The following is a 26,558-nucleotide window of genomic DNA, read 5'->3' as shown; positions in this document are numbered from 1 at the left end:
TATTGAGACAGTCTATTTCGCAGAAAACAGCCAGTCAGGCAGCTCCTCTAAAATGTCTTGACTGCTTAGGATCGGTCGCGCTCCAGCAGCAATCAGTTCATTGGCTCCAAGCGACATGGGTGAATCGATTGGCCCAGGGACCGCACCGACATTTCGATTATCCTGCAGCGCCAGGTTGGCCGTAATCAGACTGCCGCTGCGCCGACTTCCTTCAACCACCAGACAGGCATGACATAAACCGGCAATGATCCGATTGCGTTCGGGAAAATTGCTCGGGTAGGGCGTAGTTGCCAGTGGATACTCCGTCAGCAAAAGACCGGACTGTGCGATTTGCCGCTGTAAAAATGCATTGCAGCGTGGATAGCTGCCATCTAGACCAGTTCCGATTACGGCAATTGCGGCCCCGCCATCCAGCAGCGTTATCTGGTGAGCCAAGCCGTCAACTCCTTTGGCCAGGCCACTGACGATCGCGACTTGGCTGCTGACGACTCCTGGCAGTAATTGATTGATCGCTTGTTCACCATATTTAGTGATGTTTCTTGATCCAACCACGGCTAGACAAGGGTACTGCAGCAGTTTTAGGTTGCCATGATAATACAAAACCAATGGCGGATCATAAATTTCTCGCAGGCGCTGCGGATAGATCGCGTCAAGCGGCGTTATGAACGGCATCGGTAGATTTTGCTCAGTCTGACGCCGCAGTTCCTGGCTGGACCATTCGTCAAACCACTGCATTCGTTTGTTAAAAGTAATGTTCAAGTGATCAGTCAATTTATCGAGATTAGTAATCTGTTTTTGCTGAATGGCAGCCATTAAAAGCCGATATTTCATACGCCGACTCAAACAGCTGCATAGACTCAGCCTTAAGATAAATTCACGCAGTAGCATCATTTTCCCTCCTTACCTTTGCTATATGCCAAAAATTCAGTTTGACACTAAAATTCCATTCGCTAATTTTTAAATTCGACTTTTTGGCTAAAATGATTTTATCGTTGCCTTGATTTTTTTAATAAACTCGATTATATTGATACGCTAGTTAGACCATTTTCTTTTTTGAATTAATCTAGGTCTATCTGATCGGTTCATTGCTGATTGAAATCAGCCAGACGGGTTTGACCGCACAAGAGACCATATAATAGTATAGAAGATAAAACCGATCAAATTCATCATGATAGGAGCCTTATGATGGCAACTAAAACTGTAAAATCAACTGCTAAAACAACTTCGGCCAAGACGAAAACTGCAAAACCGGCCGCTAAAACAACCAAAAAGACGACTGCCAAGCGCCCTAAGACCAAGAAAAAGCTGGTCATCGTCGAATCGCCTTCCAAAGCCAAGACGATTGGCAAGTATCTGGGACGAACCTATAAAGTCGTCGCTAGTCTGGGTCATGTCCGGGATCTGCCAAAGAGCCGGATGGGGGTTGATATTGAAAACGACTATCAGCCCGACTACATCTCCATTCGCGGTAAGGGTGACGTGATCAAAGAACTGCGCAAGGATGCCAAGCAGGCCAAAGCCGTCTATCTGGCATCTGACCCGGACCGGGAAGGGGAAGCAATTGCCTGGCACGTTGCCAACCTTTTAAAACTGGATACTAAAGACAAGAACCGGGTTACCTTCAATGAAATTACCAAAGACGCCGTTAAGGAAGCCTTTAAGGAGCCGCGTGAAATCAACATGGACCTGGTTGATGCACAGCAGGCACGGCGGGTTTTGGATCGGCTGGTTGGTTATTCCATCAGCCCAATTCTTTGGAAAAAGGTCAAAAAAGGACTGTCTGCCGGACGGGTGCAGTCAGTCGCGCTAAACCTGATCATTCAAAGAGAACAGGCGATTCGCGACTTTAAACCCGAAGAATACTGGACGATTGATGGTCAGTTCAAAAAGGGCAGTGACGAGTTTGCGGCATCTTTTTATGGCGAAAACGGCAAAAAAGCCGCGCTGCCTAATAACGAGGCCGTTCAAAAAGTACTGGCCAAGATTGATCGCAAGGCGCCATTTACGATTGATGACGTTACGCGTAAAGAACGCAAGCGGATGCCACAGCCACCATACACTACCTCAACGATGCAGCAGGATGCCAACCGTCGTTTGAACTTTAGAACGCGCAAGACCATGATGGCTGCTCAACAGCTTTATGAAGGGATCACGCTTGGGCACGGCAGCGCGGTCGGTCTGATCACCTACATGCGTACCGACTCAACGCGGATTGCCTCAATTGCCAAACAGGAAGCCTCTCAGTTTATTCATGAAAACTATGGGGAACAATATGCCGCAATCAAGCCGGTCAAGGGTAAGCTGCCGGAAGGGGCCCAAGACGCGCACGAAGCGATTCGGCCAACTTCGGTCAATCGTACGCCCGCGGAGATGAAACAGTATCTGACGGCTGATCAATACAAACTCTACAGCCTGATCTGGAGCCGATTCGTGGCTAGCCAGATGACGCCGCAGATTGTTGATACGATGGCCGTTTCATTGAGCCAAAACGGGGTCGACTTTCATGCCAACGGATCCAAGGTCAAATTTGACGGCTTTACCAAGGTTTACAAGCGTGGTCAGGAAAAAGACAATGTTTTACCAGACCTGAATCAAGGCGACCAGGTCCAAATGATCAGTGATGCCCCGGCCCAGCACTTCACGCAACCGCCTGCTCGTTATACGGAAGCTGCCTTGATCAAGACGCTGGAAGAAAACGGGGTCGGCCGGCCTTCCACCTACGCGCCAACGCTGGACACGATTCAGCGCCGCTACTATGTTCGTTTGGTATCGCGCCACTTTGAGCCAACCGAGCTGGGTGAGATCGTCAACCAGATCATCGTCAAGCAGTTTCCAGAAATCGTCAATGTCAAGTTTACGGCCGAAGTTGAAGACGACTTGGACCGGATCGAAGAAGGCAAGGAAAACTGGGTTAAGGTCGTTGACAAGTTCTACCAGCCATTTTCTAAAGAGGTCCAGGCTGCTGAGGAACAGGTTGCTAAAATCGAAATGCATGATGAACTGGCCGGCAGCAATTGTGAGATCTGTGGGGCACCAATGGTCGTTAAGATGGGCCGCTATGGCAAGTTCCATGCCTGCTCGCGCTTCCCGAACTGCCGCAATACCAAGGCAATCGTCAAAGATATCGGCGTAACCTGTCCTAAGTGTGGGCAAGGAAACGTAGTCGAGCGCAAGTCCAAGAAGAATCGCGTCTTTTATGGCTGCTCGCGCTACCCTGAATGTGATTTCGTTTCATGGGACAAGCCAATTGGTCGCAACTGTCCTAAAGATGGTCATTTCTTGATTGAAAAGAAGGTCAAGAAGGGTAAGCAGATCGTTTGTCCTAATGGCGACTACGAAGAACCAGTTCAAAATTAAAAGATAGACTTGCGAAAGCCCTCTCAATCTGTTATTGTGCAGATTAGAGGGCTTTTGGCATATACCATTGCCTATTGAGAGTTGAAAGGATGACGAGAGATGATTCAGATTGAAAATGAGCAGCTGACAGTACAGATTGATCCATTAGGCGCGCAGATGCACAGCATTAAGCGAAATGCAGCGGGATTGGAATATTTGTGGCAGGGTGATCCAAAGTCTTGGAAACGACAGGCACCGGTTCTGTTTCCGTTTGTCGGCCGGCTCAAAGATGATCAATACGAATATCAGGGTAAGGTCTATCATCAAACGCAGCATGGCTTTGCCCGCGATCGGGAGTTTCAGGTCGTGGAACAGAGCGGTGAGCGAGTAGTTTTTGAGCTGCGTGATGATGAAAAAACGCGGGCTGCCTTTCCGTTTGCTTTTGTATTGACGATTACCTACCAGTTGGATGAGGATCGTCTGCTGGTCAGCTATCGTGTTGAAAACCCAAGCAATGACCAGACACTGATCTATGCTTTGGGTGCGCACCCGGGTTTTAACGTACCGGTTGATGAACAGGGCAGTTTTGAAACGACTCAGTTCAGTGTTTCGCCGGCGATTGACTATCAACAGGTTAAATTGGTCGCACCTGGTCCATTTAATGATCTGGAACATCCAGCAGTTTTGCACATGCAGCAGCCCATTCAACTGGATCATGAGCTGTTTGATGAGGATGCCTTGATCTTTGCAACCAAGGGCATGCCATTTACGGCAACGCTGACGGAACCGCAGACCAATCATGGGGTCCACGTTCAGGTTAACGGTGCACCATTTGTCGGCGTCTGGTCGCCATACCCAGCCCAGGCCAACCTGGTATGCGTTGAGCCATGGTGGGGGATTGCCGACAGCATCCACAGTGATGGCAGACTCGAAGACAAGCAGGTGATGAGTCGACTGGCACCTGGCAAGCATGAGGACTATGCATTTGCTATTCAGCCTTTCTAACGACTTAAAAAGACGTGGTGAGCTTGATCACCACGTCTTTTTGATTATAGCTGAATTGGATCAGCGCAGCAGGTAGCCGCCATCAACTGACAGCATTACACCGGTCACGTAATCAGATGCTGGACTGGCTAAAAATACCATTGGTCCCATTAATTGCTCAGGACGGCCCCATTCACCAGAAGGAATATGTTCTTTGATCTCAGGCCCCCGCACTGGATCTTCGGCCAGCGTCTTAGTCATATCCGTTAAAATATAGCCTGGTGCCAGACCATTGACTTGAATGTTGTATTTGGAAAGGGCATCAGCGTAGGCTTTGGTCAGGCCCAGGATGCCATGTTTAGCTGCCGTGTAAGGGAAGATGAACTTGCCGGCACGATAGGACTGCATTGAGCCAATATTAATGATCTTGCCGTGCTTTTGCTTCGCCATATATTTGGCTGCGGCCTGCGACATGTGGTAGAGCGCGTTGAGATTCAAATTGATCACCTTGTCCCAGTCTTCATCCTTGAACGCCAAGACGTCATTGCGGATCTGAATACCGGCATTGTTGACCAAAATATCCAGACCACCCATTTCCTTAACACATTGCGCGATGATTTCGTCGGCACAGCCCGGTTCAGTGATGTCGTGCTGCAGAAAGCCGATCTTTTGTCCATTGCCTTCAACCGCTTGACGAGTTTCTTCCCAGCCGTGCTGTGAATTTGAAACGACAAAAATGTCCGCGCCGTAAAGTGACAGCGCCTTTGAATAGTTTTGGCCCAGCCCGCTGGCACCGCCAGTGATCAACGCAACCTTGCCATTAAGCTGAAAACTTTGTTGGTTAAATGAACTCATAAAAAGCACCTCGATGTTTAAAATCGATTTTAGGAAATCGTTACACCTAATTATAAGCGCTTTCAATACTTTTACAAGAGGCTTTAGGAAATCGGTTGCCTAATTTTATCAACAAAATAAAAATCGCATTCAGCTCGGTCTTTAATACCAAGTGATGCGATCATCAGCTTAATTATTTTTGATTGTGTTTTTGCTGTCGCCGATAGCCCAAGCCAAAATGAACCAGCGATTCGGTACCATTGAAGATGCGCTTGATGTTGGCACGGTGCAGCCAGATGATTACCACTGTCAAGAACCCGGCAATGGCTGCCAGGATCCAGTCGTGAATGCATAAGGCAATGATGAAAATTGCGGTAATGCCAACCATGCCAGCCGCGCTAGCCATGCTGGTCAACAATAATACCGTCAGATAGATGGCCCAGGCAACCAAAAAGAGCAGCGGGTTATATGCCAGCAGGATCCCGGCACTGGTTGCAACGGCCTTGCCGCCATGAAAGTGATCAAAAATCGAGCAGGTATGCCCCAAAACGGCAAACAGGCCAATTAAAAGCGGACTGACGGTCTGACTGCAGTGAAAGAAATATGGCTGACAGGCTGCCAGCGTCCCCTTGAACATATCAAGAAACAATACGGTTGCGCCTGCTTTAGGTCCCAAAACGCGCAGAGTGTTGGTCGTGCCGATATTACCGCTGCCTAACTTGCGAATATCCTTGTGGTAGAATACCTGGCCGATCCAAAGTCCCCAGGGAATCGAGCCTAAAAAGTAGGCAATGATCGCCATTAAACAGATTTTAAAAATCATAAATCACTCAAAACTCCTTCGATAATAATTGCATAATTGCTATAATAGCACATTGAGTAGCATCGGCAACTTTTGTTCGATGTGTTAAAATAATGGGGCACAAATGTTTGCAAAATTTCTTTGCTAAATTTTGTCAAATCAGTTATATTAAAAAACGTTACTAAAAAATTATGAGGAGGGCCTTTCGTTGGCAGAACAAGAATATCAATATGATGCATCCTCCATTAAAATCCTTAAAGGACTAGAGGCAGTGCGCAAACGGCCTGGGATGTATATCGGTTCAACGGATACCTATGGCCTGCACCATTTGGTATATGAAATCGTTGACAACGCGGTCGATGAGGCTTTGTCTGGTTTTGGCGATGAAATCAACGTGACGATCGAACCCGACAATTCAATCACGGTCCAGGATCATGGTCGTGGGATGCCGGTAGGAATGCATGCTTCTGGCAAACCAACGCCGGAAGTCATCATGACCGTGCTGCATGCCGGGGGAAAGTTTGGTCAAGACGATGGCTATAAGACTTCCGGTGGGCTGCATGGGGTTGGGGCCTCAGTTGTGAATGCTCTTTCAACCAAACTGACACTGACGATCGTGCGCGATCACGTTCGCTATCAAGAAAAATTCGTCAATGGCGGCAATCCGGTCGGGACGCTCAAAAAATTAGGCAATACGCGTGCGGGTTCCGGAACAACAGTTACCTTTAAGCCTGATCCAAAAATCTTTTCTACGACCGTCTACAACTACGATACTTTGGCAAGACGGCTGCGTGAATCGGCATTCCTGCTAAAGGGCCTGAAGATCACGCTGACTGACAAGCGCGCTGGTCAAGAAAAAGAAGAGGTATTCCAGTTTGAAAACGGCATCAAGGACTTTGTCGGCTACCTCAATGAAGACAAGGATACCCTGGGCCAGATCATGTACTTTGACGGCAAGCAGGATGGCGTTGAAGTTGAGGTTGCGGCTCAGTATAACGATGGCTATTCAGAAAACGTCTTAAGCTTTGTCAACAACGTGCGCACTCCAGATGGGGGAACGCATGAAGCCGGTTTTCGCAATGCCTGGACCAAAACGTTCAATGACTACGCCAGAAAAGTCGGTCTGCTCAAGGAACGCGACAAGAATCTGGAAGGGTCTGACGTTCGTGAAGGCTTGACGGCAGTCGTCTCAGTACGAATCCCAGAACGCATTCTGCAGTTTGAGGGCCAGACCAAAGACAAGCTGGGGACGCCAGAAGCCCGTAAGATCGTGGACTCAATCGTCAGCGACCAGCTAAGCTACATGCTGCTGGAAAATGGTGATGAAGCTCAGCAGCTGATCAGAAAAGCACTTAAGGCTCGCCAGGCAAGAGAAGCCGCGCGCAAGGCTCGTGACGAATCGCGCGGCTCTAAGCGCAAAGGCCGTAAAGAACGCAATTTGTCCGGTAAGCTGACGCCGGCCCAGTCAAAAGATGCCGCTAAAAATGAGCTTTTCTTAGTCGAAGGTGATTCAGCCGGTGGGAGTGCCAAGCAGGGGCGCGATCGAAAGTTTCAAGCGATCCTGCCATTGCGTGGTAAGGTTCTCAATACGGAAAAGGCCAAGCTGGATGACGTCTTGAAAAACGAAGAGCTTAATACGATCATCTATACGGTTGGCGCAGGGGTCGGCAGTGAGTTCAACGTCGCAGACTCCAATTACGACAAGATCATCATCATGACTGATGCCGATGACGATGGGGCCCACATCCAGATCCTGCTGCTGACGTTTTTCTACAAGTACATGCGGCCAATGATCGAAGCCGGTAAGGTCTATATTGCCTTGCCGCCACTGTATCGCATCCAGTCTGGCAAAGGAGCCAAAACCAAGATTCAGTATGCCTGGACCAACGATCAGCTGACACAAATGACCAAAAAGATTCGCGGCGCTCAGCTGCAGCGTTTCAAGGGGCTTGGTGAAATGAACGCTGATCAGCTTTGGGAAACCACGATGAATCCTGACACACGGACGCTGATTCGAGTGCGGATAGAAGATGCCGAGCTGGCTGAAAAGCGCGTCACTACCTTGATGGGCGATAAGGTTGCACCACGTCGGAAATGGATTGAAGAAAACGTGCAATTTACGCTGAGCGATGACGAAGAGTCTGATCAGCTGATGGAAAATCGCGGTCAAAAGGCTAAAACGCCAACGATCAATACCTGGAATCAAAAGTAAGAGGTGAAAGTCAATGAGTGAACCAAAAATCGAAAATATGACTTTGGAAGACTTGATGGGCGATCGCTTCGGCCGGTATTCCAAGTCCATCATTCAAGAACGGGCCCTGCCGGATATTCGCGATGGTCTCAAACCGGTTCAGCGTCGGATCCTGTTTGCCATGAACAAGGATGGCAATACCTATGATAAAGGCTTTCGCAAGTCAGCCAAGTCAGTCGGTAACGTAATGGGTAACTTCCACCCACACGGCGACAGTTCCATTTATGAAGCACTGGTACGGATGAGTCAGGATTGGAAGCTGCGTGACCCATTGATTGAAATGCACGGCAACAACGGGTCAATGGATGGTGATCCACCAGCTGCCATGCGTTATACCGAGGCTCGTTTAAGCAAAATTGCCGGTTTGATGCTCAAGGATATCGACAAAGATACGGTTGATATGACGCTGAACTTTGACGATACTGAAAAAGAGCCGACTGTCTTGCCAGCCCGCATTCCCAATCTTTTGGTTAACGGTGCGACCGGGATCTCGGCGGGGTATGCTACGGAAATTCCGACGCATAATCTGGGCGAGCTGATTGATGCACTGATCTACCTGCTTGGTCATCCCACGGCCAGTCTGGATAAGTTGATGGAATTCGTGTCTGGTCCTGATTTTCCAACTGGCGGGATCATTCAAGGCAAGGAAGGAATCAAAAAAGCCTATGAAACTGGTCGGGGACGCATCGTCGTACGGGCCAAGACCAGTATCGAGACGCTGCGTGGCGGTCGGCAGCAGATCAATATCACGGAGATTCCATATGAAGTCAATAAGGCCCAGCTGGTCAAGCGAATCAACGACCTGCGTCTGGCCAAAAAGGTTGAAGGAATCGCTGAAGCTCGCGATGAGACTGACCGCAGCGGCCTGCGCATCGCGATTGAGCTGAAGCGCGGCGCCAATGCCGAGGGGATCTTAAACTATCTGCTAAAAAACACCGACCTGCAGATCAACTATAACTTCAACATGGTGGCGATCGATAATCAGCGGCCAATGCGGGTAGGCTTGAAACATATTTTGACGTCTTATCTGAGCTTCCAAAAAGAGATCATTATGCGGCGGACGCGTTTTGATTTAAATAAGGCGCAAAAACGGCTCCACATCGTTGAAGGGCTGATTAAGGCGCTCAGTATGCTTGATCAGGTTATTCAAACGATTCGGGCTTCTAAAAACCGGGTTGATGCCAAGCAGAATCTGATTGAATCGCTGGGCTTTGATGATCCGCAAGCCGAAGCCATCGTTACCATGCAGCTGTATCGGCTAACCAATACTGACGTGACGGCGCTTGAAGATGAGCAAAAGCGGCTGAATGATCAGATTGCCGAATACCAGCTGATCTTAAGCGATGAAAATGAGCTGGCTAAAGTGCTGCGCCAAGAAATGCGGACGATTAAAAAAGAATTTGCGACACCGCGCCGGACTGAGATTCAAAGCAAGGTTCAAAAACTGGAAATCGACACTAAGGTTACGGTCGCCAAAGAAGACGTGGTCGTATTGGTTTCCAAAGCCGGCTATATCAAGCGCAGCAGTCTGCGGTCATTTAAGGCTTCCAATGTTGAAGAAGACGGTTTGCGAGAAGACGACTATCCGCTGTTGATTCAAGAAACCAGTACGCTGGCGCATCTGTTCATGTTCACCAATCTTGGCCATCTGATCTATCGGCCGGTGCATGAATTGACTGACGTGCGCTGGAAAGACGTGGGCGAGCATATTTCACAAACGATCGGCCTAGCCGCGGGTGAAGAGATTATCAAGGCACTGATTTTTGATCGGCTGGATATGCCAGGAACGCTGCTGATGGGAACCAGCGATGGTCAAGTCAAGCAGACTGAGTTCAAGGAATATCAGCCAGGATCCCGTTATAAGAGCACGGCGACGGTCTACATGAAGCTTAAGGGTGATGACGCTCAAGTCGTTAACGTAATGTATTATGAGCCAAAAGATACCGCGCAGTCGCTGCTGGCAATTAGTCATGAAGGCTATGCCGTTCGCTTTGACGTAGCTGAAGTACCGATTGCCGGGGTCAGAACGACGGGGGTACGGGCCATTAATCTGCATGACGATGACAGAATGGTTGACCTGCAGCTGGTTGACGAGGATCAGCATCTGGCCATGGTAACTCAGCGCGGGGCCTTTAAAGAAATGGCCGTAGCCGACATCAAGCTTGGCGCGCGGGCAAGACGCGGCGAACTGGTGCTGCACCGTTTGAAGAAGCTGCCGCACAAGTTGGTCGACTTTTTGCCGTATGATGCCGACTATCAGGGAGCCGTTGAGATCATAACCGATCGGCCGCTGTTCCAGGATGTTTTGATTACTGATCACCATCTGGGAACGGCCCATTCAAACGGTACTTTTGTAATTGATACTGAAAGTCAGGGCATTCCGGTTAAGCTGCGCATCAAGCCCCAGCTGACCGAAACATCGACAAGCGAGCAGCTCGATCTGACGGATTCAATTTCATAATCTGCATAAATATGCATCTGAAATGAAATTAGATTCCCATTTAAGAGCTGGTCGTGCTAAAATAAAAGGGTATAATTAATTTGCGAAAACGTTGCAGTTAACGTTTTACGTGATGATTGAATCAAAGGAGTTGTCTTTATGAGCAAGGAATTAGTTTTTGGTCATCAAAAGCCAGATACTGACGCCATTACGGCCGCAATGGCATTTTCATACTTTGAAAACGAACTGGGCTACGAAACGGAAGCCGTTGCCCTGGGCGAACCAAACGATGAAACGAAGTACGCTTTGAACTACTTCAACATGGAAGCACCACGGGTCGTTAAGACGGTTGCCAACGAAACTGACAAGGTAATGCTGGTTGACCACAACGAACCACAACAATCAGTTGCTGACATCGACCAAGTTACGGTTACGCACTTGGTTGATCACCACCGGATCGCCAACTTCAACACGGCACAGCCACTTTGGATCACGGCCCGCCCATACGGCTGTGTTTCCACGATCATCACGGAACTGTTCCAAGAAAAGCACATTGAGATTCCTGCCAACCTGGCTGGGATGATGATGTCTGCTATCATTTCCGACACGCTGCTGCTGAAGTCACCAACGACTACTGACCACGACGGCGAAGCTTTGAAGTACCTGGCAAAGGTTGCCGGTGTTGAAGACTACGAAGCTTACGGAATTGAGATGCTGAAGGCTGGTACCAACCTGGATGCCAAGTCTGACGCTGATATCGTTGATGGCGACGCCAAGACGTTCGAACTGGGCGACGCTAAGCTGCGGATCGGTCAAGTAAACACGGTTGACCTGGATGACGTCTTCTCTCGTCAAGCCGACCTGGAAAAGACGATGCAGCAACTGAACGATGAAAACGGCTATGACACGTTCATCTTGATTGCTACCAACATTTTGAACAGTGATTCTGATCTGCTGGTTGTTGGCGGCAACACGGAAAAGGTTGAACAGGCATTCGGCAAGAAGCTGGGTGACAACCACCGTATGAACCTGCCAGGCGTAGTTTCACGTAAGAAGCAAGTGGTACCTCCATTGACGGACGTCTTTGAAGGCTAATCAGCGCTTAATCAAAACAGCACTCCGCCATTGCTGCGGGGTGCTTTTATTTTGCATAATTAAGTTAATTGATGGTTTGACGGAGGAATTAAGATGAAAATCTGTCCAAACTGTGGTAGTGAAGTTTTAGAAAATGCCCAATACTGTACGCGTTGTGGCTGGCATTTTGAAGCGGTTGACGATCATAAAACGGCTGACCAAAAAAATCAGCCAGCTTCGATAACCAGCGAAAACAGTGAGCTACCGGCAACTGAATCAATCAGCGAGCCACGGACGATAGCGGCTGAACGGCCTCAAGCGGCAGCAGGACAGCATGAGCCGCAAACATCAACGGATCCTGTCCATTCACAAAAGACCGCTGAACCGCATCCAAGCGCGCTGGCACCAGGTCGTGACGAAGCTTCAGACATTCAAAAAGTCGCAGAACAGCGGCATCCTTTGGTCAACGATCCAAAAGCAGCAGTTAGCGCGGCTGGTGAAGCCAAAGGAAATCATGAGTCCGCGTCATTTAAGAGTCGTGCGGAAGCCAGAAAGCAATCAGAATCAAGTACGGCTGGAGACTCAGTTGAACTGACGCTGGATCTCGAGCATACCAAACAGGAATTTAAACGGGCCTGGGACTGGCTGATCGAATCATTGAGACATCCCGGAGCATATCAGCAGCCAAGCTGGCGTTGGACCGGTTTGACGATGCAGATTCTTGAGGCCTTGATTGCGGTTGTGACGATTGGCTGGATGGTTGACCATCTATCGGCTAAGCTTGCTCAGCTTGCGTCAGGCTCGGCAATCGTCTTTCACATCAAGGCCATGACGACGGGAAGCTTTTTATTGCTGTGGCTGCTGATCGTGGTTGCCATGCTGCTGATGAGTGCCGTGGCGTACGTCTTTAAACGCTATGTTAGTGGCATTGAAGGCGGCGATTACGTTGATATGATCAATCGTTTGACGTGGTCCAGCAACTTTAATGTTATTTTGCTGCTGGTCAGCTTGTTGCTGGCATCATTAACCAGTTCGCTTGGCATGATGACTCTGATTGGCGTGATTCTGCTGACTGCTTTGGGAATGTTTGCCCTGGCATTGGCTGATGTGATGCTTGAGGCTGACAGTCAGAAGCTTGATCGCATGTATGGCGCGCTGATCGTTTTGGTCATCAATGGTTTGATCGTTTTTGCCGCGATCTCATTAGGCGGTAAGCTGATTAAAGAAATGATCATGGCGCTGATGCTGCAGCTGTTTTAGCATAAATCCAGATAGAATTTAACCCCCAACCGATTCGCGGGTGCATTGCGAATCAATTGGGGGTTTATTACTTAGAAAAGTTTTGTTAACGTCTTGCAAATCGTGGTCGCGGTAATGTCGGGAAAAATCGACTGCATTCTAACGTTGTCGGGTTTAGCCATATATTCAGCCAATGAGTTCAGCTGCTCAGCCTGGGTAACGCCAAGGTCAGCTAATGACAGCGGCGGGCCAATGCGAGGATAGTAGGCGCGGATTTCTTTGATCAACGCGGCATCGTTTTCCAACGTTACTTGAAACAGATTACCTAAAGCAACGATCTCGCCATGCGTAAAGCGTTGCGGGCCAATGACCTTGACATAGGCGTTATAGAAGGTATGAGCCGCCACGCTGCGTCCATCCAGGTCAGCCAAGCCATCAACCAATGACACTGCTAAAAAGATGGTATCGATAAAGTTCTGCAGGTCAAGGCCGTTAAGTGTGCGTGAATCATTCACTTTTAGCATTTCTTCACGACACCGTTCGATCAGATCCTGCGCTAAGGACAGTGATAGCGAATGTATTTGATCGTCAGTCAGGCGCCGGCGAATCTCATAGTATTTGGCCAGCGTATCGCCGATGCCTGAACGCAGATATTCAAGCGGCGCGTTTTTTAACAGCTCAGGTTCCAGAATAACGGCATCAACGGGCTTTTTTCGCGCACGCTGGCAATCATTTCGTGAGTTGGCGAATAGACGATGCTTTTAGTGGTGAAGGCCGCACAATTGGAGGGGACGGTCTGGACGTTGATCAAGACATTGTTAAGACGATCGCTGACGACTTTTGTCGTATCCATCAGCTGACCGCCGCCAAAAGCGATGATCCCGTCGTAGGCTTTCAGCTGTTCGGTAAGGCGATCGATTTCGGCAAACTCGCAGCTGCTATTAAAGATTTCGACTGGATACCGAGTCAGAAAATCAGCCGGCAGATACTGGGGGATGACTTTTAACAAAAATAGATTATTTAGCGGATGCCGTTTCTTTAGGTGAGACAAAATCACGTTGAATCCAAAGCGAGATCAGCATGGCAATCACGTCAATCACAATAAAGGCCAACAAAGTAACGTAGTAGTTGTGCAGAACTTGGTGCGTAACCGAAAGCAGGACGGGACCGACCATACCGGCAACTGCCCAAGCCGTCAGCACGTAGCCATGGATTGCGCCCAGTTCCTTGGTGCCAAAAATATCGCCCAGGTAGGCTGGAATAACGGAGAAACCAGCACCATAGCAGGAAAGCAGCAGGCAAAGAGCAATGGCAAAGATTGCGGGTACCTGGCAGAAAATCAGAATAATCAGCATAATAATGTCGACGATAAAAATCAGGCTGTAGGTCAGTGGACGGCCAATCCAGTCAGAAAGCGTAGCCCAGATAAGGCGGCCGAAACCGTTGAACAGACCTAAGATACCAACCATTACGGCTGCCGTAGCCGCGCTCATTTTCGTCATTTCTTGGGCCATTGGCGAAGCAGCCGAGACCAGACCGATCCCCGTCGTAATGTTAATGAAGAACATCAGCCACAGGAAAGCAAAAGTTCGGGTTTTAACGGCTTCGTTGGCCGTCAGCTGTTGACCGTTCGTCAGGCTGACGCGGGATGCTTTTTGCGCGATAGCCGTTGGCAGTTCGTTTGGCCGTGGCTTCTTGATGAATTGAGCAGCAAGAAGCATTACAACCAGGTAGAAAGCACCTAAGACGTAGAAAGTAGCAGAAAGACCAACATTAGACATCAGCTGCTGAGCAATTGGACCCGTTAACAAGGCGGCAAAGCCAAAGCCCATGATCGCCAGCCCCGTTGCCAAACCACGTTTGTCAGGGAACCAGCGGATGATTGTGGAAACCGGCGTTACGTAGCCAGATCCCAGCCCCAGTCCGCCGATGATGCCGTATGCCAGATACAGCAGCCAAAGTTGGTGCGTGTGGATGGCCACCCCAGTCAGCATGATGCCAGAGCCGTAAAAGATTGCGGAGATGGTACCAGTAACGGTTGGGCCAAACTTTTCGACCAGCCGACCCATAAAGGCAGCTGACATTCCCAAACAAAAGATGGCCAGGCTAAACGCAAATGAGACTGAGGCTTCCCGCCAACCCGTCTGTTGCGCGATTGGCTTGGTAAAAACGCTCCAAGCATAAACGCCACCGATCATTAAGTGCAGGACGACACCAGCGAGGGCGACGCCGTAACGATTCCTTGTCTTAGTCATTGTTTCCTCTCTCCCTTATATCATTAAACGCGAACATTAATAAATTTAAACTTCTTAAAATTCGGTGTATTGCCACATTAACACGCTAAAGTTGAAAAAACAACGCTAAATCAGCACTTCTAACCGAACTTTAATTTGAAAACCTTTCCACCGGTTGATCAGGGACGGATTTGCTAAAAAAAGAAAGCTTTTCTATAATTTTGCAAAAACAATAATGAGGTGAGCAGCAATTGACTATTCGCTTTGAAAAGGCCAGGCATGAGGATCTGCGCCGGATTGTCGAAATCTATAATCAGATTATTCCTTCACGATTGGCTACGGCAGATTTAGAACCGTTGATGACTTCAGATCGCGAGGCGTGGTTTCACAGTTTTACGCCAACCCATCCGTTATGGGTTATCAGAAACGATGCCGATGAAATTTGGGGATGGGTAGGACTGGAGCCGTTTTATGGGCGGCCAGCCTATGAACACACGGCGGAGATCAGTATCTATATTGATCAGAATGCGCGGCACCAAGGCCTGGGTTCACAGGCCATCCAGTTTGTGATTGCTCAGCTGCCCAGTTTAAACGTAACCGCGTTGGCAGCTTATATTTTTGGGCATAATCAGCCAAGTCTGGGTCTGTTCAAAAAGTTCGGTTTTGAACAGTGGGGCTTTTTGCCGGCGATCGCGGAACTTGATGGAAAAAAACGCGATTTAGTGATTATGGGACAAAGATTTGACTAGCAAACAAGATTTTATAAAAAAGCCTGAGTCGCAGCAAAGAAACGGCTCAAGCTTTTAGTTATTGATCGAAAGCGTGCAATAATCAAGAAATTCTAAATTCGTAACATAAAAAAATCTATGACAATTTCAATTTTTTACATTTTTGTTTTTAACAATTTAAAGCGTTTGCATGTTGAGTAGCAACTGCTATTCGGCATGTTTTCGTTTTCAATGGAACAGATTAATTACTATATGCACAATCTGATGTTCATAACGAAATGCTTTTTTATAAATTTTAAATGCATATAGTTTAACTTTTTACTTGATTTGGAAATTTACGAAAAACAAAAAAGGCGAGACGAGGCAAGAATGTCCCGTTTCACCTGGGATTTCAAGGGAACCAAGTCTCGTCGCCGCGAACGAGTAAATGACAAAATTCAAACTTGGTAATTTATGTCGGGCAACGGCATCTTTGCTATGTCACCACAAAAATGGAGATTTAGCGGCTTAAACTGCGTTGATGCGTTGAGGTGGGTTGACTCATAACTTAGGAGTTATGAGTTATTAAAGAATGCAAAAAATTTTTTAAGGGATTGGCATATATGTTAAGGAAATCATTGACTTGTTGTTCAACAAACATTAAAGTTAAGGTATAAAAGCAGTATCGTACGTAGGTTTGAGATTTGTTGATATCGATTTGCCAAAGATTTCATTCAATTTCAGTCTTATGTGCATACGTGCCTAGAAAATGTGGTTCGTAACTCCTAAGTTTTGGCTCTTTTTAATTTTTTAATTTCTTAAATGGTGTAAGCGCTTAAAAACGCAGCCTAACTATTTAAGAAATTTTCATAAAAGAATTTAAAAAGACGATTTGAAAATGGCAAAGCCTTCAGGAAAGCAAGGGGGGAGTTGTGCAGGGAAAATTTGCCGTGGTTGGCTGGGAAACAATTGCAGCGGTGAATACCGATTTTTATACGACGAAATAATGTTGAAATTTTCCATAATGCAAAATTTAAGGGAGTGTTTTAGCAATATGGTTGGGAAAAACAATAATTACATTAGAGAAAGTAAGTCAAACGAACATTTTCAACGGTTCTCTTTGCGGAAACTGAGTGTTGGAGTTGTATCAGTTGCCGTTGCGGCCGGCTTTTATTTAGGCAGCGGCACAACGGCACAAGCTGCAACTACTGAACCGGATACATCAGCAAAGACTGAACAAGTTGTGCAACAGGACGCAACTTCAGCTGCCAGCGACTCAGCTTCAGCATCTAATAGCAGTGCAGCCGTGTCCACAAGCAGTGCTACGCCGGTAAGTGCCGAGTCCGCTTCGAGCGCGGCAGTTTCTGATTCGCCAGCGTCGGCCAGCGCAGCTTCAGACAACCAAGCTTCAGCTGTCAGTACCAGCGAAAACAGCAGTCAGCCGGCATCTAGCTCAGTTGCTAGCGATGCAGCATCTGCTGTAAGTGAAAAGTCGCAGGCAGCTAGTGAAGCCAACAGTCAAAGTGCTGCTGACAAGCAAACGGCACAGTTGTCAACGTCAGCCGCTAATGTCAATGAAAGCCAAGCCGCCAATATTATTTTGAGTGCTCTAGTCGTTCAACAAGCTGCCAATCAACAGGCCCCAGCCGGATTTACGGTTACTGATCCAACTTATCCAGCAGATATGTATAAGGACACAGTTGCTAGTCACTATACTTACTGGTGGGCACAAAGCTCGGATGGCGAGTATAACCTGGTTCTTTCAACTGATCGAAGTGGTGATGGCAAGGTTTATGTCTCCTTGCTAGACAACAATAATAATGTTTATAAGTACACGGTTGATAAAAATAACTCAGTTGATGTATTTGCCTATTATTATTACGTTGGCAAAGTTTACAATGATGGTCAGTCAGGTGTCTTCATTTCCGCTCATGGTACCTGGAAATCAAAGTTCAACGTTTTTGACCCTCAAGTAGGCAAGGATGATGGAAACTATGGCAGTATCAGTTTCATGATCCCGCAAGTAGAAACCCAGACGACGATTTATGTTAATGGCGAGGGGAACACGGTCAGCATTCCAATCACTCAAGAAGGGCTGGATGGTCAAATCTATACAACCCAGGGCGGTAAGGTACTCACTCACTATTTTGCCAAAGAGCCAAAAAATGCCGAAGGCTTCATGTCGCCATTTGGCAAGCAGGGTGCAACCTATGTAAAGGACATGCATAATGGGTATAAGGCCACATTTAAAGAAACTAATACCGCAACCGGTGAGATGTTGGTTACAGTCACTGATAAATATGGGGTTGTTGTTGACCGATTCAATCTAAAATCTGGGGATACTCATTACGTTGAGAAAGCTAATTGGAACATTCATAGCATCTACATTCCACAAACGATCAACATTGAGTATGTTTATGAAAAACTTGGCAATCTGATTATTGAATCTGATTCCGATGCCTTTCCACCCTTGCCACCTGAGTACCAGACGACCAGTCAGTATCCAAACGATAAAAACGACTCAACCAAGGCGGACAACGTTAAGATTCCAGAAGTGCCTGGCTTTACGCCAACGATCAATGGCATGATCAAGGGCAAGGTTAAGACATATACCCTTACAGATAAGGATTACAACCCTGCAGATAAGAGTTACACGTTTAACCCAGCAGATTACGTCAGCGACTTGAGTCAAGACATTACTGTTAAATACAAGGCTGACGACCAGAAGGCTACCGTCAAGTACATTGACGACGACAATGCGAACAAGGCTCTAAAGACCGAGTCGCTTAGCGGCAAGACGAATGCCAAGTCTGGCTACACTACCGCCCAGGACATTCAAGCCTACAAGGATCTTGGCTACGTACTGGTGAGCGATGACACCAACGGTGCCGAAATCACCTTTGACAATGACGACCATAAAGACCAGAACTTCGAGGTACACCTCAAGCACGGCACCATCACTGTTACTCCAGATAAGCCAGGCCAGCCAGGAACGCCGATCAACCCTGGGAAAGGCTCTGCCAGCTACCCAGACGGTACGGACAAGGCCGGGCTTACGGACACTGTAAATCGGAACATCACCTACAAGATGAGCGACGGATCGAAGGCGCCAGCTGCAGTAAACGACCAGCTGTCATACACCGCTACCAAGGTAATCGACAAGGTTACTGGTAAAGTCATTAAGACTGACTGGAGCCAGAACCAGGACTTCAAGGACATTCCAAGCCCTGAGCAGACGGGCTACACGCCTGACAAGACGGTCGTATCCAACAAGGACGTGGCACACGACGCTCAAGACATTAACGTTGTCGTTACCTACACGGCCGACAACCAGAAGGCTACCGTCAAGTACATTGACGACGACAATGCGAACAAGGCTCTAAAGACCGAGTCGCTTAGCGGCAAGACGAATGCCAAGTCTGGCTACACTACCGCCCAGGACATTCAAGCCTACAAGGATCTTGGCTACGTACTGGTGAGCGATGACACCAACGGTGTCGAAATCACCTTTGACAATGACGACCATAAAGACCAGAACTTCGAGGTACACCTCAAGCACGGCACCATCACTGTTACTCCAGATAAGCCAGGCCAGCCAGGAACGCCGATCAACCCTGGGAAAGGCTCTGCCAGCTACCCAGACGGTACGGACAAGGCCGGGCTTACGGATACTGTAAATCGGAACATCACCTACAAGATGAGCGACGGATCGAAGGCGCCAGCTGCAGTAAACGACCAGCTGTCATACACCGCTACCAAGGTAATCGACAAGGTTACTGGTAAAGTCATTAAGACTGACTGGAGCCAGAACCAGGACTTCAAGGACATTCCAAGCCCTGAGCAGACGGGCTACACGCCTGACAAGACGGTCGTATCCAACAAGGACGTGGCACACGACGCTCAAGACATTAACGTTGTCGTTACCTACACGGCCGACAACCAGAAGGCTACCGTCAAGTACATTGACGACGACAATGCGAACAAGGCTCTAAAGACCGAGTCGCTTAGCGGCAAGACGAATGCCAAGTCTGGCTACACTACCGCCCAGGACATTCAAGCCTACAAGGATCTTGGCTACGTACTGGTGAGCGATGACACCAACGGTGTCGAAATCACCTTTGACAATGACGACCATAAAGACCAGAACTTCGAGGTACACCTCAAGCACGGCACCATCACTGTTACTCCAGATAAGCCAGGCCAGCCAGGAACGCCGATCAACCCTGGGAAAGGCTCTGCCAGCTACCCAGACGGTACGGACAAGGCCGGGCTTACGGATACTGTAAATCGGAACATCACCTACAAGATGAGCGACGGATCGAAGGCGCCAGCTGCAGTAAACGACCAGCTGTCATACACCGCTACCAAGGTAATCGACAAGGTTACTGGTAAAGTCATTAAGACTGACTGGAGCCAGAACCAGGACTTCAAGGACATTCCAAGCCCTGAACAGACGGGCTACACGCCTGACAAGACGGTCGTATCCAACAAGGACGTGGCACACGACGCTCAAGACATTAACGTTGTCGTTACCTACACGGCCGACAACCAGAAGGCTACCGTCAAGTACATTGACGACGACAATGCGAACAAGGCTCTAAAGACCGAGTCGCTTAGCGGCAAGACGAATGCCAAGTCTGGCTACACTACCGCCCAGGACATTCAAGCCTACAAGGATCTTGGCTACGTACTGGTGAGCGATGACACCAACGGTGTCGAAATCACCTTTGACAATGACGACCATAAAGACCAGAACTTCGAGGTACACCTCAAGCACGGCACCATCACTGTTACTCCAGATAAGCCAGGCCAGCCAGGAACGCCGATCAACCCTGGGAAAGGCTCTGCCAGCTACCCAGACGGTACGGACAAGGCCGGGCTTACGGATACTGTAAATCGGAACATCACCTACAAGATGAGCGACGGATCGAAGGCGCCAGCTGCAGTAAACGACCAGCTGTCATACACCGCTACCAAGGTAATCGACAAGGTTACTGGTAAAGTCATTAAGACTGACTGGAGCCAGAACCAGGACTTCAAGGACATTCCAAGCCCTGAGCAGACGGGCTACACGCCTGACAAGACGGTCGTATCCAACAAGGACGTGGCACACGACGCTCAAGACATTAACGTTGTCGTTACCTACACGGCCGACAACCAGAAGGCTACCGTCAAGTACATTGACGACGACAATGCGAACAAGGCTCTAAAGACCGAGTCGCTTAGCGGCAAGACGAATGCCAAGTCTGGCTACACTACCGCCCAGGACATTCAAGCCTACAAGGATCTTGGCTACGTACTGGTGAGCGATGACACCAACGGTGCCGAAATCACCTTTGACAATGACGACCATAAAGACCAGAACTTCGAGGTACACCTCAAGCACGGCACCATCACTGTTACTCCAGATAAGCCAGGCCAGCCAGGAACGCCGATCAACCCTGGGAAAGGCTCTGCCAGCTACCCAGACGGTACGGACAAGGCCGGGCTTACGGATACTGTAAATCGTACGATCACCTACCGGATGAGCGACGGATCGAAGGCGCCAGCTGCAGTAAACGACCAGCTGTCATACACCGCTACCAAGGTAATCGACAAGGTTACTGGTAAAGTCATTAAGACTGACTGGAGCCAGAACCAGGACTTCAAGGACATTCCAAGCCCTGAGCAGACGGGCTACACGCCTGACAAGACGGTCGTATCCAACAAGGACGTGGCACACGACGCTCAAGACATTAACGTTGTCGTTACCTACACGGCCGACAACCAGAAGGCTACCGTCAAGTACATTGACGACGACAATGCGAACAAGGCTCTAAAGACCGAGTCGCTTAGCGGCAAGACGAATGCCAAGTCTGGCTACACTACCGCCCAGGACATTCAAGCCTACAAGGATCTTGGCTACGTACTGGTGAGCGATGACACCAACGGTGTCGAAATCACCTTTGACAATGACGACCATAAAGACCAGAACTTCGAGGTACACCTCAAGCACGGCACCATCACTGTTACTCCAGATAAGCCAGGCCAGCCAGGAACGCCGATCAACCCTGGGAAAGGCTCTGCCAGCTACCCAGACGGTACGGACAAGGCCGGGCTTACGGATACTGTAAATCGTACGATCACCTACCGGATGAGCGACGGATCGAAGGCGCCAGCTGCAGTAAACGACCAGCTGTCATACACCGCTACCAAGGTAATCGACAAGGTTACTGGTAAAGTCATTAAGACTGACTGGAGCCAGAACCAGGACTTCAAGGACATTCCAAGCCCTGAGCAGACGGGCTACACGCCTGACAAGACGGTCGTATCCAACAAGGACGTGGCACACGACGCTCAAGACATTAACGTTGTCGTTACCTACACGGCCGACAACCAGAAGGCTACCGTCAAGTACATTGACGACGACAATGCGAACAAGGCTCTAAAGACCGAGTCGCTTAGCGGCAAGACGAATGCCAAGTCTGGCTACACTACCGCCCAGGACATTCAAGCCTACAAGGATCTTGGCTACGTACTGGTGAGCGATGACACCAACGGTGCCGAAATCACCTTTGACAATGACGACCATAAAGACCAGAACTTCGAGGTTCACCTCAAGCACGGCACCATCACTGTTACGCCAGACAATCCAAAGACGCCGGCTGATGTATTGCCAGACAACCCTGGTAAGAATTACCCAAGCGGTGTTGCCAAGGATGATCTGAACAAGACCGTTACGCGGACGATCAACATTACGACGCCAGATGGCAAGACGCAGACGATCACGCAGAAGGCTGAATTTACGCGAAGTGCAACGGTTGATGAGGTTACCGGTGAAGTAACTTATGGACCATGGTCGAAGAATGTCGTTTTGGAAAGCGTTGACGTACCAAACATTCCTGGATACGTGCCATCCGCATCTGTTCCAGAAATTACGGTTACGCCAAATGACCAAGACATGACGATCAACATCACCTACAAGAAGCTTGATTCTGGCAAGGCAACTGACCAAGGCGGCAATGCTTCCAATGGTGGTCAAGCAACGAATGGCGGTTCAACGACTGGTCAATCCGCTCAAAACGGCCAGTCAGGTCAAACTCAAACCAATGCCGGTGCACAACAATTGCCACAGACTGGTAACGCCAACAACGAAAAGGGCGCCCTGGGCTTGGCAGGAGCACTGTTTGCAGCGGGACTTGGCCTGGGCTTTGGCTCTAAGAAGAAGCGTCACGAAAACTAGATGAAGAAATAGAACAGATTCATCAACGATAAAAAAAGACTCATCCTTTGATTTTTCAAAGGTTGGGCCTTTTTGTCTTTATGATTAAAAATATACTAATGATTTATAAATGTATCTATATAATGTAATATCGTTCTAAAATGATCATTCGTTAAAAATAATCGTTCATTTTATGGAAAAAATGTTTATAAAAAGAAATCACTTGCTACAATAGAACGGTTTTGTTGTAATCAAAAGTTTTGAAAAGGCAATGTACCAAAAAGGTAATAACTGATTAAAGAAAGGAGAGTCCACACACATGCTTTTGAAACTTAAATTGTCTTGGTGTGGTGTTTAGAACATGAAGTACGGATATGCGCGAGTAAGCACGGAAAGCCAAAGTTTATCGACACAGCTGCAACTGTTGAAACAGGTTGGGATTGACGAAATATTCCAGGAAAAATATACCAGAACGACTACCAAACGACCAGAATTTGCTCGCTTGTTGGCAATCGTTCAACCAAACGATGTGATTATCGTCACTAAGCTAGATCGATTTGCGCGTAATACAGGTGAAGATCTGCAAATGATTCAGCAATTGTTTGAAAATCAGGTGAAGATTAACATTTTGAATATGGGCACGATTGACGATACGCCGGTTGGTCGCTTGATTTTTACCGTGTTTTCTGCTTTTGCCCAGTTTGAACGGGATATGATCGTTACCAGGACTCAAGAAGGCAAGTCGTATTCTCGCCGTCATAATCCGAAATATCATGAAGGCCGACCAAAAGTTTATTCGGATGAAAAAATCTGGCAGGCCTATCAGCTTCATCAAAAAGGAATGACTTACCGCGAACTTTCACTGCGCACTGGAATCAGTATTTCGACTTTGCGACGACGCTTTACTCTGATAAAGTCGGTTGAGATAAGGGATCATGAAAAATAGCCGTTCTTAATGTAATTATTCGTGTTAAGCTTATCTAAAAGTTCAGATGTATTTGAAAAGAGGAAAATCATGAGTCTTATTTACGTTACTCGCGCCAAGGAGACCGATATTCCAGCAATCGGTAAAATTTTTGATCAAGCCAAGGCATTCCTAAAGGCTTCTGGCAGTCCGCAGTGGCAGGCGGGATATCCAAATACTGATACAGTTGCTCAAGACCTAGCCAATCAATCAGCTTGGGTGCTGAAAGTCGATGGCCAGGTTGCGGGTTATGTGGCGGCAATCATTGGTGATGATCCAAACTATCAGGAAATTGATGGTGCCTGGCAAAATAATACCGAGCCCTACGCTGCCATTCATCGTTTGGCATTAAGCCAGGATTATCGGGGGCGGCATTTAGCCAAGTATTTCATGAGCAGTTTGATTTCAATTTTAAATGAGCAGGGAATCCATAACTTCCGAGTTGATACGCATGATTTGAACCAGCCAATGCAGCATGTCGCGACTAGCAATGGTTTTATTAGACGCGGGCACATCAATATTTTAGATGATCCCAATGATCCACTGCGCTGGGCATTTGAATTGAATCTGTAAAGTGAAGTCTCACAGCCAAAGTGGTTGCGGGGCTTTTATTATTGCTGATCTGGCGGTATTGATAGTGGTTCAATGTGATGATCATGGCAGTAAAAGATCTTAGCCACCAGCAATGGTCAATGTGATTTTGAGAGATGAATGTGATGATGGCAACCGAGGAGAAATTTTCAGCCATCAGCAGCGATTATGCAAAAAATCCTGTATAAAGACATATGACAAAAACCTCATTACCTACTATTTGAAGAAAAGCAGCCCCGAGTAAGTAAAGTTAGACTGGCTGAACATACAACTACCTACTTGCGGGTGAAAATTAAGCAATAGTAGGTAAGTTCAAGCCCGATAGCCGATTAAAGCCAATTTTTCTTCACAAAGCACTGCAATCAGCAAAGCTAAATATATTTGAAATGGAAACCAGTACCGTCAACCACCATCGGCTAAAGTCGATGGCTTGTGGGCAAACACCCCAGTATTGAGTATCCGAACCACAATTTGCATAGATACGGACGATTTACTCAAACAGCCGCAGTTGCTTGAGCAGTGATCATCTAATTACCAATGCCTTTTACATTCCCAGGTTGCCATAGGAATGAGCCTAGCTTTTTGACTAGGCTTTTTGTTGTTTCTGGAGTCCTTTTTCTAAAATATTTAGTGCTGCATTGTAATCACGGATATGATGAACATGGCACTGTGGACATATCCATTCACGATCTGCCAGTGTCAGCTTTTCGGTCCCGTCACTCCCCATTACAAAGCCACAGTCATGACAGGTTTGGGTCGTGTTTTTAGGACTGACCGTGATAAATTGACGGTCATAGAGGTCGGCTTTGTATGACAACATACCCAAGAAAGACCGCCAGCCAACATCACTGATGCTCATTGCCAAGGCATGATTTTTTAACAGATTCTTACTCCTCAATTCTTCAGCTACAACGAGATCTTGGTTCTTGATCAGTGCTGTAGACGTGCGCTGGAGAAAATCATGGCGGCGGTCAAATACCCGTGCATGTATCTTAGCGACTAATAAACGCTGCTTCTGATAGTTTTTGCTTTCTCGCAAAGAACGCTGCTCTTTTTTAGCCCGGCGCTGGCGGCGTGAAAGAGTACGCTGTGCTTTAGCTAATTTTCCCTTGATTGTTCGATAGTAGCGTGGGTTAGCGATGGTTCGACCATCACTGGCGGTCAGAAAGTTTTCTGTGTTTAGGTCAATGCCAATTTGCCGATTAGTGCGGCTAAGCTTAGGAACAAACGGTGTATCTGAACCTAATTGCAGCGACAAAAAGAATCGATCGGCAGCATCTTTGGAAATGGTTACCGTACCAATGCGTGTTTCGCCTTGACGATCCAATAGTCGCTGCTGAGCGCCTTTGATCCGCAAACGTCCTAGTTTAGGCATCACAATATGTTTGCAATCTTCAAAGCAGACGGTACCGTTGTCTAGCCGAGCCGTCTTTTGCTTTGGATATTGACAGTTCGTCTGGTATCGCCAGGCATAGCTTTTACGATGAAATTTTGGCACACCGGCTTCATGAACCTTGCGAAAAGCGTTCCAAGCCTTGTGATAGTTTTGAATGGCATTAGCCTTAGCAAGGCTGTCAATACGCTTATCTTCTAAAAACTGGAAATGATTTGACATCTGCTTAGCGTTTTGACGAAGCTTTAGCTGTTGGATCCGATCCTGAACCGTATCAATCGACAGTTTTACTCGATTTAATTGCCAGAGTTCTTTACCGATCGCAACCATCTCATTATAGACGAAACGACTGGCATCACTGTTAACCTTGATTATTTGTTTCTGGTAATCATTCGGATAGATGCGAACCTTCAATCCATAATGATATTCTAACTGGGCCATTGACTTCATTTTTTCACCTCCTTTAATTGAATTATATCATCAGCTAATGACTATAACGATTGAGGCG

At 47.8% G+C, this 26,558-nt stretch carries 17 protein-coding genes; 10 read left to right on the top strand and 7 right to left on the bottom strand.

Annotation, left to right across the window (positions count from 1 at the left end):
* Positions 1–12: 12 nt before the first annotated feature.
* The gene (gene dprA, locus H0G69_RS05465) at positions 13–888 is read right to left on the bottom strand and encodes a DNA-processing protein DprA (RefSeq protein ID WP_180304346.1); all 876 of its coding nucleotides are present in this window, start codon (positions 886–888) and stop codon (positions 13–15) included.
* A 297-nt stretch (positions 889–1,185) separates the two neighbouring features.
* Here dprA and topA point away from each other — a divergent pair, with 297 nt between their 5' ends.
* Together topA and H0G69_RS05455 are read left to right on the top strand one after the other, a co-directional pair.
* Positions 1,186–3,357, top strand: a complete 2,172-nt coding sequence (gene topA / locus H0G69_RS05460) for a type I DNA topoisomerase (RefSeq protein ID WP_180304345.1) — start codon at positions 1,186–1,188, stop codon at positions 3,355–3,357.
* A 99-nt stretch (positions 3,358–3,456) separates the two neighbouring features.
* Positions 3,457–4,341 carry an aldose 1-epimerase family protein gene (locus H0G69_RS05455; RefSeq protein ID WP_180304344.1) on the top strand — a complete coding sequence of 295 codons (885 nt, stop codon included), beginning with the start codon at positions 3,457–3,459 and terminating at the stop codon, positions 4,339–4,341.
* A gap of 60 nt (positions 4,342–4,401) precedes the next feature.
* Here the strand turns inward: H0G69_RS05455 and H0G69_RS05450 are convergent, their stop codons facing one another.
* Together H0G69_RS05450 and plsY are read right to left on the bottom strand one after the other, a co-directional pair.
* Positions 4,402–5,175, bottom strand: a complete 774-nt coding sequence (locus H0G69_RS05450) for an SDR family NAD(P)-dependent oxidoreductase (RefSeq protein ID WP_180304343.1) — start codon at positions 5,173–5,175, stop codon at positions 4,402–4,404.
* 172 nt (positions 5,176–5,347) lie between these two features.
* On the bottom strand, positions 5,348–5,977 hold the full coding sequence (plsY, locus tag H0G69_RS05445; protein WP_180304342.1) for a glycerol-3-phosphate 1-O-acyltransferase PlsY: 630 nt from the start codon (positions 5,975–5,977) through the stop codon (positions 5,348–5,350).
* A 187-nt stretch (positions 5,978–6,164) separates the two neighbouring features.
* Here plsY and parE point away from each other — a divergent pair, with 187 nt between their 5' ends.
* From parE to H0G69_RS05425, 4 genes are all read left to right on the top strand, one after another.
* On the top strand, positions 6,165–8,168 hold the full coding sequence (parE, locus tag H0G69_RS05440) for a DNA topoisomerase IV subunit B (protein WP_056967834.1): 2,004 nt from the start codon (positions 6,165–6,167) through the stop codon (positions 8,166–8,168).
* Positions 8,169–8,181: 13 nt separating this feature from the next.
* Complete coding sequence (parC, locus tag H0G69_RS05435) at positions 8,182–10,668, top strand: DNA topoisomerase IV subunit A (protein WP_180304341.1); 2,487 nt, start codon at positions 8,182–8,184, stop codon at positions 10,666–10,668.
* Positions 10,669–10,806: 138 nt separating this feature from the next.
* Positions 10,807–11,742 (top strand): manganese-dependent inorganic pyrophosphatase, encoded by a 936-nt coding sequence (locus H0G69_RS05430; RefSeq protein WP_180304340.1) that lies wholly within the window; start codon positions 10,807–10,809, stop codon positions 11,740–11,742.
* A gap of 93 nt (positions 11,743–11,835) precedes the next feature.
* Positions 11,836–12,981 (top strand): zinc ribbon domain-containing protein, encoded by a 1,146-nt coding sequence (locus H0G69_RS05425; RefSeq protein WP_180304339.1) that lies wholly within the window; start codon positions 11,836–11,838, stop codon positions 12,979–12,981.
* 71 nt (positions 12,982–13,052) lie between these two features.
* Here H0G69_RS05425 and H0G69_RS11075 read toward each other — a convergent pair whose 3' ends face one another.
* The 3 genes from H0G69_RS11075 to H0G69_RS05410 all read right to left on the bottom strand — a co-directional run bounded on the left by H0G69_RS11075 (position 13,053) and on the right by H0G69_RS05410 (position 15,215).
* Positions 13,053–13,475, bottom strand: a complete 423-nt coding sequence (locus H0G69_RS11075; protein ID WP_180304267.1) for a dehydroquinate synthase/iron-containing alcohol dehydrogenase family protein — start codon at positions 13,473–13,475, stop codon at positions 13,053–13,055.
* Between the two features lie 155 nt (positions 13,476–13,630).
* Positions 13,631–13,969 (bottom strand): iron-containing alcohol dehydrogenase, encoded by a 339-nt coding sequence (locus tag H0G69_RS11070; protein ID WP_275264407.1) that lies wholly within the window; start codon positions 13,967–13,969, stop codon positions 13,631–13,633.
* 7 nt (positions 13,970–13,976) lie between these two features.
* Positions 13,977–15,215 carry an L-lactate MFS transporter gene (locus H0G69_RS05410; protein ID WP_180304338.1) on the bottom strand — a complete coding sequence of 413 codons (1,239 nt, stop codon included), beginning with the start codon at positions 15,213–15,215 and terminating at the stop codon, positions 13,977–13,979.
* 230 nt (positions 15,216–15,445) lie between these two features.
* Here H0G69_RS05410 and H0G69_RS05405 point away from each other — a divergent pair, with 230 nt between their 5' ends.
* From H0G69_RS05405 to H0G69_RS05385, 4 genes are all read left to right on the top strand, one after another.
* Entirely contained in the window at positions 15,446–15,943 is a 498-nt protein-coding gene (locus tag H0G69_RS05405; RefSeq protein ID WP_180304337.1) for a GNAT family N-acetyltransferase, read from the top strand.
* An 856-nt stretch (positions 15,944–16,799) separates the two neighbouring features.
* Positions 16,800–23,123 carry a mucin-binding protein gene (locus H0G69_RS05395; RefSeq protein WP_338124758.1) on the top strand — a complete coding sequence of 2,108 codons (6,324 nt, stop codon included), beginning with the start codon at positions 16,800–16,802 and terminating at the stop codon, positions 23,121–23,123.
* A 340-nt stretch (positions 23,124–23,463) separates the two neighbouring features.
* A complete protein-coding gene (locus H0G69_RS05390) occupies positions 23,464–24,048 on the top strand; it encodes a recombinase family protein (RefSeq protein WP_180304335.1) in 585 nt (194 codons plus the stop codon).
* A gap of 69 nt (positions 24,049–24,117) precedes the next feature.
* Positions 24,118–24,639 (top strand): GNAT family N-acetyltransferase, encoded by a 522-nt coding sequence (locus tag H0G69_RS05385; protein ID WP_180304334.1) that lies wholly within the window; start codon positions 24,118–24,120, stop codon positions 24,637–24,639.
* Between the two features lie 604 nt (positions 24,640–25,243).
* On the opposite strand, the gene H0G69_RS05380 is transcribed toward H0G69_RS05385, so the two are convergent.
* Positions 25,244–26,500 (bottom strand): RNA-guided endonuclease InsQ/TnpB family protein, encoded by a 1,257-nt coding sequence (locus tag H0G69_RS05380; protein WP_180304333.1) that lies wholly within the window; start codon positions 26,498–26,500, stop codon positions 25,244–25,246.
* Positions 26,501–26,558: the final 58 nt, after the last annotated feature.

The sequence above is a fragment of the Limosilactobacillus mucosae genome (genome assembly GCF_013423865.1).
Taxonomy (GTDB): Bacteria; Bacillota; Bacilli; order Lactobacillales; family Lactobacillaceae; genus Limosilactobacillus; species Limosilactobacillus mucosae.
The sequence above is the reverse complement of the archived record's forward strand: the minus strand, read 5'-3'. Positions and strand labels throughout refer to the sequence as shown.

What these genes read in the sequence shown, in the direction of transcription:
- dprA (WP_180304346.1), bottom strand. Translation starts at nt 888, where the DNA reads ATGCTACTGCGTGAATTTATCTTAAGGCTGAGTCTATGCAGCTGTTTG.
- topA (WP_180304345.1), top strand. Translation starts at nt 1,186, where the DNA reads ATGGCAACTAAAACTGTAAAATCAACTGCTAAAACAACTTCGGCCAAG.
- H0G69_RS05455 (WP_180304344.1), top strand. Translation starts at nt 3,457, where the DNA reads ATGATTCAGATTGAAAATGAGCAGCTGACAGTACAGATTGATCCATTA.
- H0G69_RS05450 (WP_180304343.1), bottom strand. Translation starts at nt 5,175, where the DNA reads ATGAGTTCATTTAACCAACAAAGTTTTCAGCTTAATGGCAAGGTTGCG.
- plsY (WP_180304342.1), bottom strand. Translation starts at nt 5,977, where the DNA reads ATGATTTTTAAAATCTGTTTAATGGCGATCATTGCCTACTTTTTAGGC.
- parC (WP_180304341.1), top strand. Translation starts at nt 8,182, where the DNA reads ATGAGTGAACCAAAAATCGAAAATATGACTTTGGAAGACTTGATGGGC.
- H0G69_RS05430 (WP_180304340.1), top strand. Translation starts at nt 10,807, where the DNA reads ATGAGCAAGGAATTAGTTTTTGGTCATCAAAAGCCAGATACTGACGCC.
- H0G69_RS05425 (WP_180304339.1), top strand. Translation starts at nt 11,836, where the DNA reads ATGAAAATCTGTCCAAACTGTGGTAGTGAAGTTTTAGAAAATGCCCAA.
- H0G69_RS05410 (WP_180304338.1), bottom strand. Translation starts at nt 15,215, where the DNA reads ATGACTAAGACAAGGAATCGTTACGGCGTCGCCCTCGCTGGTGTCGTC.
- H0G69_RS05395 (WP_338124758.1), top strand. Translation starts at nt 16,800, where the DNA reads ATGGCAAAGCCTTCAGGAAAGCAAGGGGGGAGTTGTGCAGGGAAAATT.
- H0G69_RS05390 (WP_180304335.1), top strand. Translation starts at nt 23,464, where the DNA reads ATGAAGTACGGATATGCGCGAGTAAGCACGGAAAGCCAAAGTTTATCG.
- H0G69_RS05385 (WP_180304334.1), top strand. Translation starts at nt 24,118, where the DNA reads ATGAGTCTTATTTACGTTACTCGCGCCAAGGAGACCGATATTCCAGCA.
- H0G69_RS05380 (WP_180304333.1), bottom strand. Translation starts at nt 26,500, where the DNA reads ATGAAGTCAATGGCCCAGTTAGAATATCATTATGGATTGAAGGTTCGC.